This window comes from Gemmatimonadaceae bacterium, assembly GCA_016720905.1.
Taxonomy (GTDB): domain Bacteria; phylum Gemmatimonadota; class Gemmatimonadetes; order Gemmatimonadales; family Gemmatimonadaceae; genus Gemmatimonas.
This window is the reverse complement of record JADKJT010000014.1, coordinates 1-15,547: the sequence shown is the minus strand read 5'-3', so window position 1 is coordinate 15,547 and position 15,547 is coordinate 1. Positions and strand designations below refer to the sequence as shown.

Annotated in this window: 13 protein-coding genes; 9 read left to right on the top strand and 4 right to left on the bottom strand. The window is 63.5% G+C overall.

Features of this window, described 5'->3' with window-relative positions; all coding sequences use genetic code 11:
• Window positions 1–78 precede the first annotated feature (78 nt).
• The gene (locus tag IPP90_12525) at window positions 79–1,299 is read right to left on the bottom strand and encodes a Fic family protein (GenBank protein MBL0171535.1); all 1,221 of its coding nucleotides are present in this window, start codon (window positions 1,297–1,299) and stop codon (window positions 79–81) included.
• Between the two features lie 155 nt (window positions 1,300–1,454).
• Window positions 1,455–3,143 carry a carboxylate-amine ligase gene (locus IPP90_12520; GenBank protein MBL0171534.1) on the bottom strand — a complete coding sequence of 563 codons (1,689 nt, stop codon included), beginning with the start codon at window positions 3,141–3,143 and terminating at the stop codon, window positions 1,455–1,457.
• A gap of 79 nt (window positions 3,144–3,222) precedes the next feature.
• On the opposite strand from IPP90_12520, the gene IPP90_12515 reads away from it, so the two are divergent.
• Together IPP90_12515 and ggt are read left to right on the top strand one after the other, a co-directional pair.
• Window positions 3,223–3,666: a hypothetical protein gene (locus IPP90_12515; GenBank protein MBL0171533.1), complete on the top strand. Its 444-nt coding sequence runs from the start codon at window positions 3,223–3,225 to the stop codon at window positions 3,664–3,666.
• 57 nt (window positions 3,667–3,723) lie between these two features.
• Window positions 3,724–5,400, top strand: coding sequence for a gamma-glutamyltransferase (gene ggt, locus IPP90_12510; protein MBL0171532.1), 1,677 nt, complete (start codon window positions 3,724–3,726; stop codon window positions 5,398–5,400).
• 58 nt (window positions 5,401–5,458) lie between these two features.
• Here ggt and IPP90_12505 read toward each other — a convergent pair whose 3' ends face one another.
• The gene (locus IPP90_12505; protein MBL0171531.1) at window positions 5,459–6,667 is read right to left on the bottom strand and encodes a RagB/SusD family nutrient uptake outer membrane protein; all 1,209 of its coding nucleotides are present in this window, start codon (window positions 6,665–6,667) and stop codon (window positions 5,459–5,461) included.
• Window positions 6,667–9,642, bottom strand: a complete 2,976-nt coding sequence (locus tag IPP90_12500) for a TonB-dependent receptor (protein MBL0171530.1) — start codon at window positions 9,640–9,642, stop codon at window positions 6,667–6,669. The genes IPP90_12505 and IPP90_12500 overlap by 1 nt, the downstream gene beginning before the upstream one ends.
• Window positions 9,643–9,752: 110 nt before the next feature.
• Here IPP90_12500 and IPP90_12495 point away from each other — a divergent pair, with 110 nt between their 5' ends.
• The 7 genes from IPP90_12495 to IPP90_12465 all read left to right on the top strand — a co-directional run.
• A complete protein-coding gene (locus tag IPP90_12495) occupies window positions 9,753–11,093 on the top strand; it encodes an aminopeptidase P family protein (protein ID MBL0171529.1) in 1,341 nt (446 codons plus the stop codon).
• Window positions 11,086–11,694 carry a DUF4126 domain-containing protein gene (locus tag IPP90_12490; protein MBL0171528.1) on the top strand — a complete coding sequence of 203 codons (609 nt, stop codon included), beginning with the start codon at window positions 11,086–11,088 and terminating at the stop codon, window positions 11,692–11,694. Before IPP90_12495 ends, IPP90_12490 begins: the two co-directional genes overlap by 8 nt.
• A 66-nt stretch (window positions 11,695–11,760) precedes the next feature.
• Window positions 11,761–12,807: a hypothetical protein gene (locus tag IPP90_12485; GenBank protein ID MBL0171527.1), complete on the top strand. Its 1,047-nt coding sequence runs from the start codon at window positions 11,761–11,763 to the stop codon at window positions 12,805–12,807.
• Window positions 12,808–12,882: 75 nt separating this feature from the next.
• Entirely contained in the window at window positions 12,883–14,322 is a 1,440-nt protein-coding gene (locus tag IPP90_12480; GenBank protein ID MBL0171526.1) for a M48 family metalloprotease, read from the top strand.
• Between the two features lie 5 nt (window positions 14,323–14,327).
• Window positions 14,328–14,474 carry a hypothetical protein gene (locus IPP90_12475; protein MBL0171525.1) on the top strand — a complete coding sequence of 49 codons (147 nt, stop codon included), beginning with the start codon at window positions 14,328–14,330 and terminating at the stop codon, window positions 14,472–14,474.
• Between the two features lie 121 nt (window positions 14,475–14,595).
• On the top strand, window positions 14,596–14,817 hold the full coding sequence (locus tag IPP90_12470; protein MBL0171524.1) for a type II toxin-antitoxin system HicB family antitoxin: 222 nt from the start codon (window positions 14,596–14,598) through the stop codon (window positions 14,815–14,817).
• A gap of 435 nt (window positions 14,818–15,252) precedes the next feature.
• Window positions 15,253–15,547, top strand: a 295-nt coding sequence (locus IPP90_12465) for a hypothetical protein (protein MBL0171523.1), incomplete at its 3' end; no start/stop codon positions are given.

Here is a 15,547-nt window from a genome sequence, read left to right as displayed (position 1 = left end):
CCCTAGCCACTGCACGACAACACAACGCGCATCAACGATCTGCAGAACGCGGACCCGAACTATCATTCGGGTCCGCGTTCAGTTTGAGGTGTTGGTATCGCGTATCGCCGGCAATTCCCCGGCTTCCAGGCCGGCAATCAAGTCCAGGAGTCCCACCGCTTCCCAGCAGCGATTGCGCTTGCCCTCCGACAGCGGCACGAGAACGCCAACGTCTACCAGTTGGTCAATGCCTTCGTAGATGCGCCCGGAAGCGCGCAGCGTGATCGCCGTGGCAACAGGTGCAGTGATCATGGGGTGCGCGGGCAAGTGATCAATGATCAACCACACCGCGGCATCGGCTCGGGGGTTGTGTCGTGAGGCGCGCAACTGTGCGCGCCAGCCCGCTTGCAATATGCGCACGGCGTCCATGTACGCGCGTGCGAGACGTGTCGCCCGGAGAGTGGCGACGGCGAAGTGCTCGATCCAATCGTTGACGGCATCGCCGCGAAACTTTGTCAGTCCGGTGATGTAGCGATCCTTGGCGCCTGCGAAGATGACGCTGAGGGGCGGCAGGAATCGTGGGGCAATACCCCGGCGACGTAGGATGACTTGCACCAGTGCGCGCCCGGTTCGCCCGTTCCCGTCAAGAAACGGGTGAATGGTTTCGAACTGCGCATGCACCAGCGCCGCCTGCACCAAGGGGGACAGCGTCTCGTCGTGGATCGCCGCGCAGAGATCGGTTAACAGTCGGTCCACATGGTCGGGCGGCGGTGGCACAAAGTCAGCGCCGCACGGATTGTAGTCGTTGCCACCGATCCAGTTCTGCGTTTCGCGAATACGTCCAGCAATGGCTCGTTGAGTGGTGCGTTCGAACAATTGCATGTGAATGGCCACGATCTCTGGTACGCCAAACCGCTCGACCTCGGCAGCCTTGTCCACGGCCAGCACCATGGCGTCGATGTTCGCGATGAGCTCGATGGCCGTTGGACTCGCGGTGCTGCCTGATTCTGACCGCGCTTCCGCGCGCGCGAGCTCACGGACTCCCAGTTGCATGCCCTCGACCTTTGAGGAGGCGATGGCTTCGGTACGTAGCAGCAGGCGGGCGAGCGGAAGGAGGGCGTGCCCACCATCGTCATTGAGTGCCCGGATGGAGAGTTCAGCCTCAGCGACCAGACCGGCCAAGGTTCCGTTGAGCTGCAGCACCAATGACGACATGTCATCCGGAATAAACGCCTCGTACCCACACGCGCGCTTGTATTTGGCGGGTGCGTGGATGGTGGGATCATGCGCCCAGATTCGTCGACTCAAGCGGCCTGGCATCAGGATCTATGGTTGGGAGAGCCCTTTGTGCTACTTATTAGACAAATGGGACTATGGCGCCTGATTATTCCAGGCTGTCTAGAGATCCATATTCCTGTTTAATATATAAAGAGCGTCATGAGATCCCGCTATTCCCAGATATTCCCAAACGGCCGTCAATCGGCGCGAGGTGCGATCGGGCGCGGAGGGATCCGACGGGACGTCTCCCGCTCCAGCACCTCCACCGTCCTGTCGTAGTACTCCTCAGCACGCTCATGCGTGCGGCCCACGCAGATTGTGCCGAGTTTGCCGAACTCCTGCAGCGCGCCAATGAGGTGGAACATCACCCCCTCCTGCGTGGTGGCATCAAAATGGAGGTCGTTGTTCACCGCAATGTCTATCAACTCCGGGGGCGTGAGGCCGACAAAGGCCGGCTCCTGCAGATTGTCGGTGGCGTGATAGCAGCAGGTGAGTCCGTTGTGGGTGCGATAGACGCCTGACGCAGTGTCGTACACGCCGTCGGTGAGAAACTCCAGCATGAGAAATGGGTGCGTGGTGCCGCCCTTTCGCAGGTTGATCTCGATAGCCGTGGTTTGCCACGCATCTGCGTGCCGGACGCACATGAAATCCACGGCGAAACGCGCCAAAACGCCGTCGCTGGCCAGCACCCGCGCCACACTCAGGCCATGCGCGTGCAGACTGGCGGTGTACGCGTGGTTGGCCGGGAAGGTGCAGCCGAGGTACACCTGACCGGACGATCCGCCCAGCAGCTGATCGTGAGTGGCGATGACACTCGCATGTCCCAGTGGATCGATGCGACACTGCACGGACGGCGAGCGCACTACTTCACCCGGCACGAATGCTTCAACGATGCCGCCCATGGTGGCGAACTTGCCCGCGAACGATTCCCACGATTCGCCCTCGGCGACACAGTGTACCCGCGCGTGACATCTGTTCTGCACCCATCGTATCAGTGCATCGGCACTGTCGGCGCGCACGGCGGAAACGGGCACGCCATCAAACGAAAAGACGGCATTGCCTTCGCCAGAGAAGCCGTCGTTCAACTTGATCATCGCCTTGCGCAGCGAGGGATCGTGGCGCTTGAGATCGGCCAATGCATGCGCGATGTCGCGCGCATCGCGCAGGTGCTCGTGTCCTTCCGGCAACGGCACACCCGCTCGGCGAAACGTTTCGCGACTGCCGCTCTTGGTGCCCAGGTGGGCGAGCGCCGGATCGCAGCCGTAGATGGGAATGCCGAGGCGCACGGCGAGGGTGCGTTCAAGCGGCGTGACGTTGAAGCAGGTCATGTGCGCCGACATGGGGTCGGGGATCATGGCCTTGATGCGATCGACGAGTGTGGACCGTCCGAGGATTTTGGCGGTGAGGGTGTCGGATGATTGGTCGTGGCACGACAGCAGCGTGAGTCGTGGCAATGCGTGCCCGGGCGGGACGCCGGGCAGGAGATGCAGATAGTAGTCGACGATCGTCGGCGAGAGCGGCTCGCTGGTGACGTACACCATGTTGGCGCGTGGAAACCGCAGCAACATGAGCAGGCACAACAGGCGCTCTTCGTAGTGCGTGGCGCCAACCAGCTTGCGCAGTTCGGCGCCATCGAGTGTGAGGCTGGGGATGACGACGATGGTTTGCGGCGCGTGGTGATCGAGAAACACGCGCGTGAACAGCGACGGCAGCCGCCGCTGCAACTCGGCGAAGCGCTGCAGTTCTTCCGCCGAGCGGGGGCCGGATCGGTATGTGGGTCGACGGCGGGGATGTAGCGCGGATCGACGGCCGGTGTTTCGGGAAGACGCTGCACGGGGGCCTCGCGTGAAGTGCCGACGGTGGGAGGTCGCACCCGTCAGTCCCATTGATGATGGAGTCGCCAGGAAGGGCGAACAAGGGCTGGACGGTGAGTGACGGCAACGCCCGGAGCGCTGTTATTCACACATGCGACTCGGCATTGTCCTCCCGTTTGCGGTGTTGCTGGCGGCCTCCGCCTGCAATTCGCCCGCGCGCGACGTGTTGACCCTTCCCACTGCGCCGGCCTCCACCGTGCCGCTGGGAACGGACTTCACGCTCGCGCCGGGCGAATCCGTGGTCGTGAATACAGGAGCCCTGACGCTCACCTTCGTGGGGGTCACCAGCGAATCGCGCTGCCCCACCAATGCGCTCATTCAGTGCATATGGGGCGGTAGCGTGCGCATCGCGTTGCGGGCCACGTCGTCGGCCGGATCTCGCGACATTCCGCTGGAGACGCTGACGAACAAGGACACCGGCACGATTGATCACTTCGTGGTGCAATTAGTGGCCGTGACGCCGGCACCAGTGACACTGGATCCGATTCCGGCGGGTGCCTACCGAGCCACGTTGAGGATTGTCCGGAAGGACTGAGTAGCGCAGGAACGCTGAGCGGGCGAGAATAGGGAACCCCCTTCTCCGGACCTGCGTATGCGATTTTCTGTCCCAAGCGCGGCTGGTTTCGCCGCAGTGTTGCTCACTCCGCTGTGCGTGGTTGGTGCGCAGCGTCCCCTGTCGCTGGCCGGCCGCTCGCCAGTGTACGCGCCCAACGGCATGGTGGCCACCAGTCAGCCGTTGGCTTCGGCGGCCGGCATTGCCGTGTTACAGCGTGGCGGCAACGCCATTGATGCGGCAGTGACCGCAGCGGCCGTGTTGAGCGTGACCGAACCCATGATGACCGGTATTGGCGGCGACATGTTCGCGCTGATCTGGATTGCCAAGGAGAAGCGACTGGTTGCGCTGAATGCGAGTGGACGCGCGGGGTCGCTGATGACACGCGACGAGCTGATCAAGCGCGGACGCACGCGCAACATTCCACGCGGCGTGGAGACCATCACCGTGCCAGGCGCGCTGGCCGGATGGCAGACACTGCTGACCAAGTACGGCACGATGACGCTGGCGGCCACGCTGCAGCCGGCCATTCGTTATGCCGATGGGGGCTTTCCGCTGACACCGGTAATTGCCGACGACTGGGCCGGTCAAGCCGCGCTATTGGCTCGCGACTCGGGCGCGAAAGCCACGTTCTTGCCAAACGGCAAGGCGCCCGTGGCCGGCGAGTGGTTTCGTAATCCGGACTACGCGCGTACGCTGCGCGAAATTGCGCGCGTGGGACCATCCACGTTGTACGGCGGACCGCTGGGACAGCGGCTGGTGGCGCGCGTGAAGGCGCTGGGTGGCTTTCTCACGATTGACGACCTGAAGAACAACGCGCCCAACTGGGTGACGCCGATGTCCGTGCCGTTCAAGGGTTATCGGTTGTGGGAGCTGCCGCCCAACAATCAGGGGATCGCGGCGCTGGAGATGCTGCGCATTCTCGAGCCCTACGATCTCAAGGCAATGGGTCACAACTCGGCCCCGTATCTGCATCATCTCATTGAAGCGAAGAAGCTGGCCTACGCCGATCTCACGCGGTATGTGGGCGACGCGGACCACTTGGCGATGCCGCCGGCGCGCATGTTGGACGACGCGTTCATCGCCGAGCGTCGTGGTCATATCGACGCGAACAAGGCGCAGGCGCGCATGGAACCGGGACCGCTGCGCACGTCGAGTGAAACCATTTACCTCACGGTGGCTGACAGTGCCGGCAACATGGTGTCGTTCATCAATTCCCTGTACGACGAGTTCGGCTCGGGCATTGTGGTGCCGGGAACGGGATTCGCGCTACATGATCGCGGCGCGGGATTTTCGCTGGAGCCGGGACTCCCCAATACGGTGGCGCCGGGAAAGCGTCCGTTCCATACGCTTATTCCCGCGTTCGTGACGAAGACGAGTGTCGACGGGACGGAATTGCCGTGGATGAGTTACGGCGTGATGGGCGGCGCGATGCAGGCGCAGGGGCATGTGCAGATGCTGCTGAACATGCTGGTGTTCGGCATGGATGTGCAGCAGGCCATTGATGTGGCGCGATTCCGTCACCTGAACGGTTTGCAGGTGGCGCTGGAAGCGCCGATTACCGACGAGGTGCGCGCGGCGCTCAAGGCCATGGGTCACGAGATCACCGACGAGCGTCGCACGCAGTTTGGCGGCGCGCAGGCTATCGTGAAACTGCTCAAGGGCTACGTGGGCGGATCGGATCCGCGCAAGGACGGCATGGCGGTTGGTCATTGACGCACGTCGGGCCCGGCCGCTGTATCAGCGACCGGGCCCGACGTGATTGCCTGCGGACTTACTTGAGGTTCTGATTGACGGCCAGCTCTTCCTGGCTGATGGGGATGCAGGTGCTGCGACCCTGCAACGCCGTGCTCTTGCTTTCGGCCAACCAGCGCCGCAGGTCCCACAGGCGACGTCCTTCCAGCCACAACACGGCGCCGCGTTCGCGCTGCAGAATGACCCAGGCCTGATCGACCGTCGTGGCCGTGAGCGCGGGCAACGTGAACGAGGCGCGCTCCTGATTGATGAGCGTCATGGTGTTAGTGACATCGTTCGCGCGCAGTGCGGCTTCCGCGCGAATGAGCAGCATCTCGGTTCCCTTTGCCAGCGGCACCGCATCGCCCAGTGTGAGGTACTTCTTCTGGCGGAAGAAGTTGGTGGCGCCGTCCTGACCCTTGGTGATGGCCGATCCGGTCTTGACGGTATCGTACGGCGTGCGCGTATCGCGATCGGTCACCCACACCGTGTTCCAGACCGTAACTTCGCGACGGCTGATGGTTTGCGTGGCGAGATCGAGGTTTTCGCGCGCGGTGTTGGTGGAGAAGACGGCGTTGTGCCGGAAGGCCGTTGGCACCAGCGCCGCGTCGGCGGCGGCTTCCGTCCACTTGCCCTGCCACGCGCGCACCTGCGCGCGGCCGGCCAGCGCCGCATTCACCAACGCGGTGTTGTTGATCGCCGTGGCCACGGTGAGCGCACGGGTGAACAGGCTTTCCGCCCGCACGAAGTGGATGGTGCTGGGCTGTCGTGCGCCGCCATCGATGACAGCTTCACACACGTTTTCGCCGAGGAATCGGTTGGCGAATCCGGCATAGAGATAGGCGCGCGGTGTATTGGCGTTTGTCTCGAACGCCGTGCCCAACACGGTCTTCATGCGCGTCAGGCCATTTTCCGCCACGAAACGCGCCGTCTGCATGCGCGCCCAGTCGCCGTTCACATCTTCAGCGCCAACAGTTCCGGCGTTGAATTTGCGTTCGGCGGCGAAATTGCCGGAGTGGTACAACTCAAGTCCGGCCAACGCGCCTCGTGTGATGTAGTTGCCGATCGCGTTGGACAGATCACCGCCCATGCCATTTACGAGCGCGGGCATGGCCGACGGCGTGTTGAGATCCTCGTCCAGCAACGGTCCCGGGTTGGTGACTTCGAAACTGCAGGCGCCGAGCACCGCAGCGGTTGTGATCGCGGCCGCCAGGCGGCGCGTGATGGGATTCATGATGAAGGTCGGCATCAGAAGCTCGTCCTCACGCTGAAGAGAAACGTGCGGTAAGGAGGAAAGACGTAGTAGTCCCGTCGGGAAAAGGTGCTGGTGCGCTGATCGGCGGCTTCCGGATCGGAACCGGTGTACTTGGTGTTGACGAACAGATTTCGGCCGGTGAGCTGCACGGTCATGTTGCGCGTGCCGGGCACCAGGCCTGCGGGCACGTCGTACGCCAAGGAGAGGCTGCGCAGCTTGAAGAAGTCGGAGCTCTCGACGAAGTAGCTGTAGTCACGCTCGGCGGCGTTGATGGAGCAGCGGGCGCGATCGCCTGCGTTGATAGTGGCGAGCTTGGAGTTGTCACCGGCGGCGGCCGCGGTCAGCGCGCGCTGCGCCTCGAAGCACGGCTGCCAGATCTTGAGTCCCGCATTCTGGAAGCCGATGGCGTTGAGCAGGTGACCACCCTTCTGGAATTCGCCGACGCCTTCCAGCGTCCAGCGCTTGAAGAGGGTGAGGGTGAGCGACGGGTTGATGATTTGATCGGGGAATGTGGCGCCGAGGAATTGCGCGGAATCGACGACCGGCGCGGCGAACTCCGTTGGATTACAAACCTTGACGCCCATGTACGAAGGCGCCGGCAGCCCCTCCTTCACGTAGCTGCGCGAGAGCGCGTCGATGGTGATGAGGTTGCCGTTGAGATCAATGGCTTTGCTCTTCACGCGCGTGTATTGCAAACGCGCGGTGAGTTCGGCCCAGCTCACGGGCTGGACTGAGCCCGTGAGCTGCAATTCCATGCCGTTGTTCTGCAGCGTGCCAACATTCTCGGGTTGATTGGTCGCGAAGCCCTGCGACGGCGGATACGCGACGTTGATGATGGCTTCGCTGGTGGTCTGCTTGAACCAGGTGTAGACCAGGCCAACGCGACCGGCGAACAGGCTGGCATCGAAACCGGCTTCGGTTTCGCGCGTGCGCTCGGGGCCGAGGTTGGCGTTGCCCAGCTGGCCTGGTGTGAAGCCCGACAGGCCGCCTTCGGCGGCAATCGGGTTCCAGGTGCGCGTGGCGTCAAAGGCGCCAGGTGCCTTGCCGGATTCTCCAAGCGCGGCGCGCAGCTTGAGCGTCTCGATCCACTTGAGCGACCAGAAGCTTTCGTCGGACACCACGTAGGACGCGCTGAGCTTGGGATACTGCTGCAGCCCGAAGCTCTTGCCGAACGCGCTGTTGCCATCGACGCGCAGTCCAGCGGTCAGGAAGAACAGGTCGCGCCAGCCGAGCATTTGCTGGGCAAAGAAGCCGGCGTTGATGACCCGCTGTTCGTTGACGTCGGTGATCTGGCGGAGTGAACCGGAGATCAGTGTGGGCGTACCGGGACCGGCGAAGTTGTCGGTTTGCAGGTCGGTGGAATTCAACCGGCTGTCAAATAGCTGACCGCCGATGGATGTGGCCGACGAGAAGTTGGTGCCGATGGACTGCTTCCAGGTGCTGGCGTAGTCGACCGAGATGAGTGAGCGATTCCACAGTGTCTGGAAGTACTGCCCGGTGGGCGTGCGCAGGTATCCAAACGGGTTGATGGTGCGCAGGTCGGTGTTGTTGTAGTCGAATCCGACCGACAGCCGGTTGGAGAGCTCCGCACGCGGGTTCCAGGTGACCGTGCCGCCGGTGATGAAGTGATTGCCGGTGATGGTGTTCGACTTCGAGAACAGGGTGTCATTCAGCACACAGATGATGGTCGTCGTGCTGCACCCCGTGCCCTTGAAGCCCGAACCGGGGCCACGCGAGATATTGAGCACGACCGCGTCGGCGCTGTTGCCGTCGGACACCATCTCGGTGTTGCGACGCTGATACGACGTGTTGATGGCGATGACGAGATCTTTGCGCGGCGAGAAACCGAGGTTGGCCCGCAAGCCGCCGGTCTGGTTGTTACCGTTGCGCAGCACGCCGTTCTCGTTTTCGATGTTGCCCGACACGGAGTAGTTGACGCCGCCGCCCGCTCCGCGCACACCCAGCGAGTAGCGACCCACCGAGCCATTCTTGAGCCACGAGCCGCTGGCCGGGCAGGTGGCGTCTTCAAAGGCGACGCCGTTGATGTCGACCATGTTGGCGCCACGGCACTCGCGCAGGAACAGTCGCGTGGGATCGGTGCGCGGGCCGAATTCGCCCATGCTGTTGACGCCACCGGCCGCTTCGAGCGTCCACACGGCGGGGCCTTCGCGGCCGCGCTTGGTGAAGACCTGAATGACGCCGCCGGACGCTTCGGTGCCATACAGCGTGGTGGCCGCCGGGCCCTTCACGATTTCAATGCGTTCGATATCGGCCGCGGCGATGTCGTTAAGCGGCGACACCGACTGGCGCGACGACACGCCGGTGGGGGTGTTGCCGTTGAAGATGCGCACGCCATCCACGTAGATGAGCGGGCGGTTGCCCTGTGTGATGCTGTTCACACCACGCAGGCGGATGTTGCCGCCGGCGCCCGGCTGGCCGGAATTGCCAAGCACGGTGACGCCGGTGGAACGACCCTGCAGGATTTGCTGGGTGTTGGCCACGGCACCGCGCGCGAACTCATCGGCGCCGACGGTGGTGATGGCGTTGCCCACTTCCTTCTTGCGTTCCTCGCCGGTGGCGGTGACCACCACGCCGGCCAGTGACACGGTGCTCTTGAGCAGCACGAAGTCGGCCGTGGTGGTGCCGCCACTGGTCACGACGATGCTGCGGGTTTGCCGGACGTAGCCGATGCGCCGTACCACGACGGTGTGGGTGCCGGCCGGCACGCCGGCAATGACGAAGCGGCCATCGTCACCGGTGGCGCGGCCAAGCGTGGTGCCGTCGATAGACACCTGGGCGGCCACAATGGGCTGCGCATTCTCGGCGTCGGTAACGCGGCCGGAAACGGTGCCGGTGGCCTGCGCGGCGAGGGATTGGGCGGACAGGGTGGCCAGCAGGGCGCCTAGTAGCGCGGTGCGAGACCATCGACCGGTCCTGGCTATGTGGAGGAGTAGTCCTCGAACGTGCACGAGTACCTCTGGTTGGGGAGTGCGGAGACGATAGCAATAGGGCACGATCTCAACAACGGGCAGTACATTATCTTCGCCCAACGCGTCCGCCCCCTCCAGAGGTCCCATTCATGCCCACTCGTCGCAATATCCTTGGTGCCGGTGCCGCTGCTGCCGCCGGCCTCGTGCTTGGCACTCGTCGTCTGGAGGGCGCATCAACCGTGGCAGGTGACCTCCGTGCGTCGGACGATGCCGTGGTGCCTCAGCCGGCCGCTGACATGCCGCCGGCCATTCGCGCGCTGACGTCAATGCGCGGTCAGGTGAAGCCGATTTCGGTGGATGAACGCCGGGCGCGACTGGAAAAGGCCAGGGAGCTGATGCGCGCCAACAACATTGATGCGTTGATGCTGACTGGCGGCACGAGCATGGAGTACTTCACCGGCATCAAATGGGGGGTCAGCGAGCGATTGCTGGCGGCCATCATTCCGTCGAAGGGGAGCGCGTTCCTGATTACGCCCAAGTTCGAGGAAGAGCGGGCGATGGAGCAGGCTCGCCTTGGGCCATTGGGAAAGGACGCCGAGGTGTTCGCGTGGGAGGAACACGAGAGTCCGTACGCGCTGATTGCGCAGGGATTCAAGGCGCGGGGCTTGTCGACTGCGACGATTGGGGCGGAAGAAACGGTGCGGTTTCAGTTTGCCGACGGCGCCGCGCACATTCCGAATGTGAAGGTGGTAAGCGGTACGCCGATCACGGGCGGTTGTCGCACGGTCAAGGACGCGCACGAGATCGCGCTGATGCGTTTTGCGAGTCAGGTGACGCTCAAGGGGTATGAGGCGGCGTGGAAGTCGCTCAAGGAAGGGATGACGCAGGATGATTTCGCGCGCTTGGTGTCATTGGCGCACAAGCAGCTGGGCTACGACGGATCGGCGGGCGTTCAGGTGGGCAAGTACTCGGCCTTGCCGCACGGCAGTGCGACGCCGCAGGTGGTGCGCGAAGGGAGCATTCTGCTGATTGACGGCGGCTGCAAGGTGGAGGGCTACAGCTCTGATATTTCCCGCACGTTCGTGCTGGGCAAGCCCACGCAGCGCATGAAGGACGTGTTTGAAATTGAGCATCGCGCGCAAACGGCGGCGGTGAAAACGGCGCGTCCGGGGTTGGCCTGTGAAGCGGTGGATGCGGCGGCGCGGAAGGTGATTGTCGACGCCGGCTTCGGTCCCGACTACAAGTACTTCAGTCATCGAGTGGGGCACGGCATGGGCATGGACGGTCACGAGTGGCCGTATCTGGTGAGAGGCAACACGCTGCCGCTCAAGCCGGGGATGGTGTTTTCCGATGAGCCGGGGATCTACATCCCGGGGGAGTTCGGCATTCGACTGGAAGACGACATGGTGATCACGGAGAACGGCGCGGAATGTTCACGCCGCAGTCGCCGAGTCTGGAACGGCCGTTCGCAGCGGCCTGATGATGATTGACGCGGTGTCGTCGCTGCCAGGGTGGTGGTCGGCGTGGGCGCTGCCGATTGGTGCCGGCGTGTGCCTGAGTGCCGCCTGCGGATTCCGCACATTCATTCCGCTGTTGGCGGTCGGTCTCGCGTCGCATTTCGGAGTAATCCCACTGGACGCGCAATACGGGTGGCTGGCGACGACGACCGGACTGGTTGCCCTTGGCACCGCCGCGGTGCTGGAAGTGGGCGGGTACTACATCCCGATGGTTGACCACGCGCTGGATGTCATTGCGACGCCTTTGGCCGCGGCAGCCGGCGTGCTGGTGATGTTCACGTCGATTGGCTCGGACCACGGGCTGCTGGGTTGGCTCGTGGCGCTGATGCTGGGAGGTGGGCTGTCGGGCGCGGTACAGCTGACCACCGTGAAGACGCGGGCCCTTTCCTTGGGAACTACCGCCGGTCTGGGCAATCCTGTGGTGGCTACCGGTGAGCTGGTCGGGGCAGCGGGATTGAGCGCCTTGGCCGTGTTGCTGCCCGTGGTGGCCTTGCTGGTGGCAGTGGTGCTGCTCGTCGTCCTGTGGCGCGTCACGGGCTGGGTGCGCCGCCGTCGTTCGGTCCCGTCTGATTGACGACTCGTCCCCGAATCGTATTAGGGAGAGGTTCTCGCCCCACCCCGAAAAGGAGACCGAACACCGATGCAGCGTTCCCGGATTGCTCTTGTGGCGGGGTTGTCCCTCGCCTGGCTGGCCGCTTGTGACGCGCCTGCCCGACAGATCGCGCCTGTGGTGTCGGACGCGCCGAATGCGCCGAACTTCGACCGAAGCAACAGCGGTGAGAATGGCGGTGACGACGCCGAAGACGAGTCGGGTCATCGTCACGAACATGGCCTGATTGGGGCGGCGGCCGCACGCGCGGCGCAGAAGGCCCGCGTCAGTGGCACCGGCATCAGCTATCACGGTGGACGGGTCTTGCAGAGCGGGATCAACATCGTGGCCGTGTACTGGGGCAGCTCGGCGATTTACGCCGGTGGTCCGACACCGGGCACGACCGGCGCGGGCACGGCGGATGGATCGGTGGTGGGTTACTTCCTGCGCAACGTCGGTGGTTCGCCGTACTACAACATCAACACCACGTATACCAACGGCTCGATCAAGCTGTTGAACGTAGTGAACTACACGCGCTTCTGGGCGAACAACGCGAACGTACCCAGCAACGGTCAGAACGTGTCCGACGCAGCCATCACGGCGATGCTGCAAAGCGGATTCACCAGCGGTGCGTTGACCTACGATGCGAACACGCTGTACAGCGTGTTTACGGCGGGTACCGTCAATCTCGGTGGTGGGTTCGGCACGCAATACTGTGCCTATCACACGAACGCGAACGTGACTGTCCCGGGTCTCGGCACGAAGCAGATTCTGTACGCGGCCATGCCGTACAATTATGCATATCCGTCGGGCTGTTCGGCGTTCGGTTCAACGGCGTCGCCCAATGGTGACAAGCCGGCCGACTCCGAAGTCAACACGCTGATCCACGAAATCGAAGAGACGCAAACCGACGCGCTTGGCAACGCCTGGTACGATAACCGCGGTTACGAAAACGCCGACAAGTGCGCCTGGCAGTGGGGTACCACGTACACCAACGCCCAGGGCGGCAAGGCCAACATCAAGCTGGGCACCAAGGACTTCCTGGTGCAGATGAACTGGATCAACTCTGGCTCGGGTGGTTGTCGCATTTCGTGGTAATGCGGCCCTCGGCTACATTTTCAGGAGCGCCCTCGCGATTGCGGGGGCGCTCCTGTGCGATTCGGAGGATACCTCATGCGCCCCACGACGTCCCGATCCATCCTGCCGCTGGTCGCGCTGGTGGCGGGAGCCTGTGCCACCAATCCCGTCAGCGGCCGTCGTGAACTCTCGCTGATCTCGCAGGACCAGGAAATCCAGATGGGGCGTGAGGCCTCCGCCGGCGACGTGCAACGGGTTGGCGAGTTGGCCAGCGGCGAAGCGCAGGCGCTGGTGAAGCGCATTGGCGCACAGATTGCTGCCAAGTCGGAGCGACCCAGTTTGCCGTGGGAGTTCCATCTGCTGGATGATGCGGCGGTGAACGCGTTCGCCTATCCGGGCGGATTCATCTTCGTGACGCGTGGCTTGATGACGCACCTGAACAGCGAAGCCGAGCTGTCGGAAGTGATCGGGCACGAGATTGGTCACGTCACGGCCAAGCATACCGTGGCGGCGATGAGCAAGCAGCAGATCACGCAGATTGGACTCGTAGGGGCGAGCATCCTCTCGCCGCAGGTGGCCAAGTACGGTGATGTGCTGGGCGCGAGTGCCGGATTGCTGTTTCTCAAGTTCGGCCGGGATGACGAAATGCAGGCCGATGCGCTGGGCTTCAAGTACTCGCTGGCCGTGGGGTATGACGTGCGGGAATCGCCCAAGGTGTTCACGACGCTGGGACGCCTGTCCGATGCGAGTGGCGCCCGCATTCCCGAGTGGCAAAGCACGCACCCCGATCCGGGCAATCGCGTGCAGCGGGCCGAACAGCGCCTGGCCACAGTGCCGGCCGCCGAGCTGGCAAACACCAAGGTGAATCGTGATGCCTATTTGCGTCTGCTTGACGGGATGGTATTCGGCGAGAATCCGCGACTGGGCTACTTCCGCGGCCAGCGATTTCTCCATCCGGATTTGCGCTTTGAGTTGACCTTTCCGACCGGCTGGAAGACAGCCAACATGCCCGAGGCGGTGGTGGCGCAGAGTGCCGACGGGGCGGCACAGTTGCAGCTGGGTCCGGGCAAGGGCACGCCCACCGAGGCGCTGCAGCAGTTTATCGGACAGCAGGGAATCACCGTGCGTCAGAAGGGGCAGACGACGATCAACGGGATTGCCGCGGTGACGGCCACGTTTGATGCGACGACGCAGTCGGGCGCGTTGAGTGGACTGGCGGCGTCCATGCAGTACCAGGGTGTGACGTATCTGATTGTGGGGTTGTCCACGACCGCGTCGGCCGGGCAACACGGCCCGCTCATGGACGCGTCCATCCGATCGTTCAAGGCGCTGAGTGACCCAGCGCTGTTGAACGTGCAGCCGGCCAAGGTGCAACTGGTGGCGCTGCCTGAGGCGATGACGGGGTTGGTGTTCACGCAGCGGTATCCCAGCAGCATTGCGGTGGAGCAGGTGTACATCATCAACGGCATGGACGCGACGACGAGCTTGCCGCGTGGGGCGATGGTGAAGCGGGTGGTGGGCGGGCTGCCGAAGTAGCGTGGGTGCTGGCGGTCCTGATGTTCGGGACGGAGCGACACGATGCGGCGGTGCAGGCGGCGTGGCGGCAGTTGCTGCTGGAGTACTGCAAGCTGGATACGCTGGCGATGGTGCTGATTTGGGAGCATTGGCGGCGCCTTACCTCGCTTTGAATCCCTTGCAATGATTTGGTAGTGGCGACTGGATCGCGCACTCGCGATGTTGGGAGTTGAGCGCAGGCGGTCCACCCACTTCCAGTGTATACTGAGGCATCGACAGTCTATGAGGATGTTCATGCATCTGGAACTGACCGCAGTCTTTCGTCGTGTACCGCTTGGCTACGTTGCCTACGTCGAGGAACTACCCGGTGCGAACACGCAGGGCGAAACGCTCGACGAAGCGCGCAGCAATCTGCGCGAGGCCGTCGAGCTGATCATCGAAAGCAACCGAGCGCTCGCGCAAGCGGATGCTGTCGGCGCCGATGTGATCCGGGAGCCGCTGAACCTTTCGGCATAGGGAGAGCAGGCCGGGCGATGAAGCGCGTTGATCTCGTGCGTCATCTCGACATCGTTGCCCGCTTCGCCTTCGCGGCGGTCGCCGGGCTGGGCGCGGAACACTCTTGGCCGCCGAGCATCCCTCGCTGGTTCGGTGTGGGCGGCTGAGTATCGTCGCGGACGATCGCTCGGGACGATTCGGCTGCCAAGAGTGTTCCGCGCCCAGCCCTCGATCCAGCAACACTCAACGCTGGAGCTCTGTAGCGTCGGTGGGTGTTGGCCTCACTTGGACGACGAATCGTCCCGAGCGGCCCACCACACCGGGACTCGGCTACCAATACGAACCAGCGAGGGATGCTCGGCGGCCAAGTGAGGCCAACGCCCACCGACGCGCCGGTCGGCTCACTGTCAGACCCTGGCGACATGCTTCCATCATGCCGCAGCCACTGTTGTAGTCATGCCCAAGCGGAAGGTCACGCCGTCGCAGGTCACCCTGCTCACCGGCATCGTCGAGGACATGCTCATTGGCCCGACCGACAAGGCTCGACGCAAAGCCGGTCCGGAGGTGTCAATTCGAGTGCACCTTCTCGAAGGCGGCGATGACGGGCCACTCGTCGCCTGGATGCGCGTTCACCCCCTCCTCGCGACTCGGCTTCGTTCGCTTGCCGAGCTGCAGGGTCCGGATGGGCTTATGGGGCGGTGCTGCACGATTGGCGTTGACGAGCGCGGTTTGGTGGTGTCGCTCGTCTTGT

Excerpts from the sequence above, each read along its gene's own strand:
- IPP90_12470 (MBL0171524.1), top strand. The coding sequence starts at position 14,596 with ATGCATCTGGAACTGACCGCAGTCTTTCGTCGTGTACCGCTTGGCTAC.
- IPP90_12490 (MBL0171528.1), top strand. The coding sequence starts at position 11,086 with ATGATTGACGCGGTGTCGTCGCTGCCAGGGTGGTGGTCGGCGTGGGCG.
- IPP90_12520 (MBL0171534.1), bottom strand. The coding sequence starts at position 3,143 with ATGGGACTGACGGGTGCGACCTCCCACCGTCGGCACTTCACGCGAGGC.
- IPP90_12525 (MBL0171535.1), bottom strand. The coding sequence starts at position 1,299 with ATGCCAGGCCGCTTGAGTCGACGAATCTGGGCGCATGATCCCACCATC.
- IPP90_12480 (MBL0171526.1), top strand. The coding sequence starts at position 12,883 with ATGCGCCCCACGACGTCCCGATCCATCCTGCCGCTGGTCGCGCTGGTG.
- IPP90_12495 (MBL0171529.1), top strand. The coding sequence starts at position 9,753 with ATGCCCACTCGTCGCAATATCCTTGGTGCCGGTGCCGCTGCTGCCGCC.
- ggt (MBL0171532.1), top strand. The coding sequence starts at position 3,724 with ATGCGATTTTCTGTCCCAAGCGCGGCTGGTTTCGCCGCAGTGTTGCTC.
- IPP90_12485 (MBL0171527.1), top strand. The coding sequence starts at position 11,761 with ATGCAGCGTTCCCGGATTGCTCTTGTGGCGGGGTTGTCCCTCGCCTGG.
- IPP90_12515 (MBL0171533.1), top strand. The coding sequence starts at position 3,223 with ATGCGACTCGGCATTGTCCTCCCGTTTGCGGTGTTGCTGGCGGCCTCC.
- IPP90_12505 (MBL0171531.1), bottom strand. The coding sequence starts at position 6,667 with ATGCCGACCTTCATCATGAATCCCATCACGCGCCGCCTGGCGGCCGCG.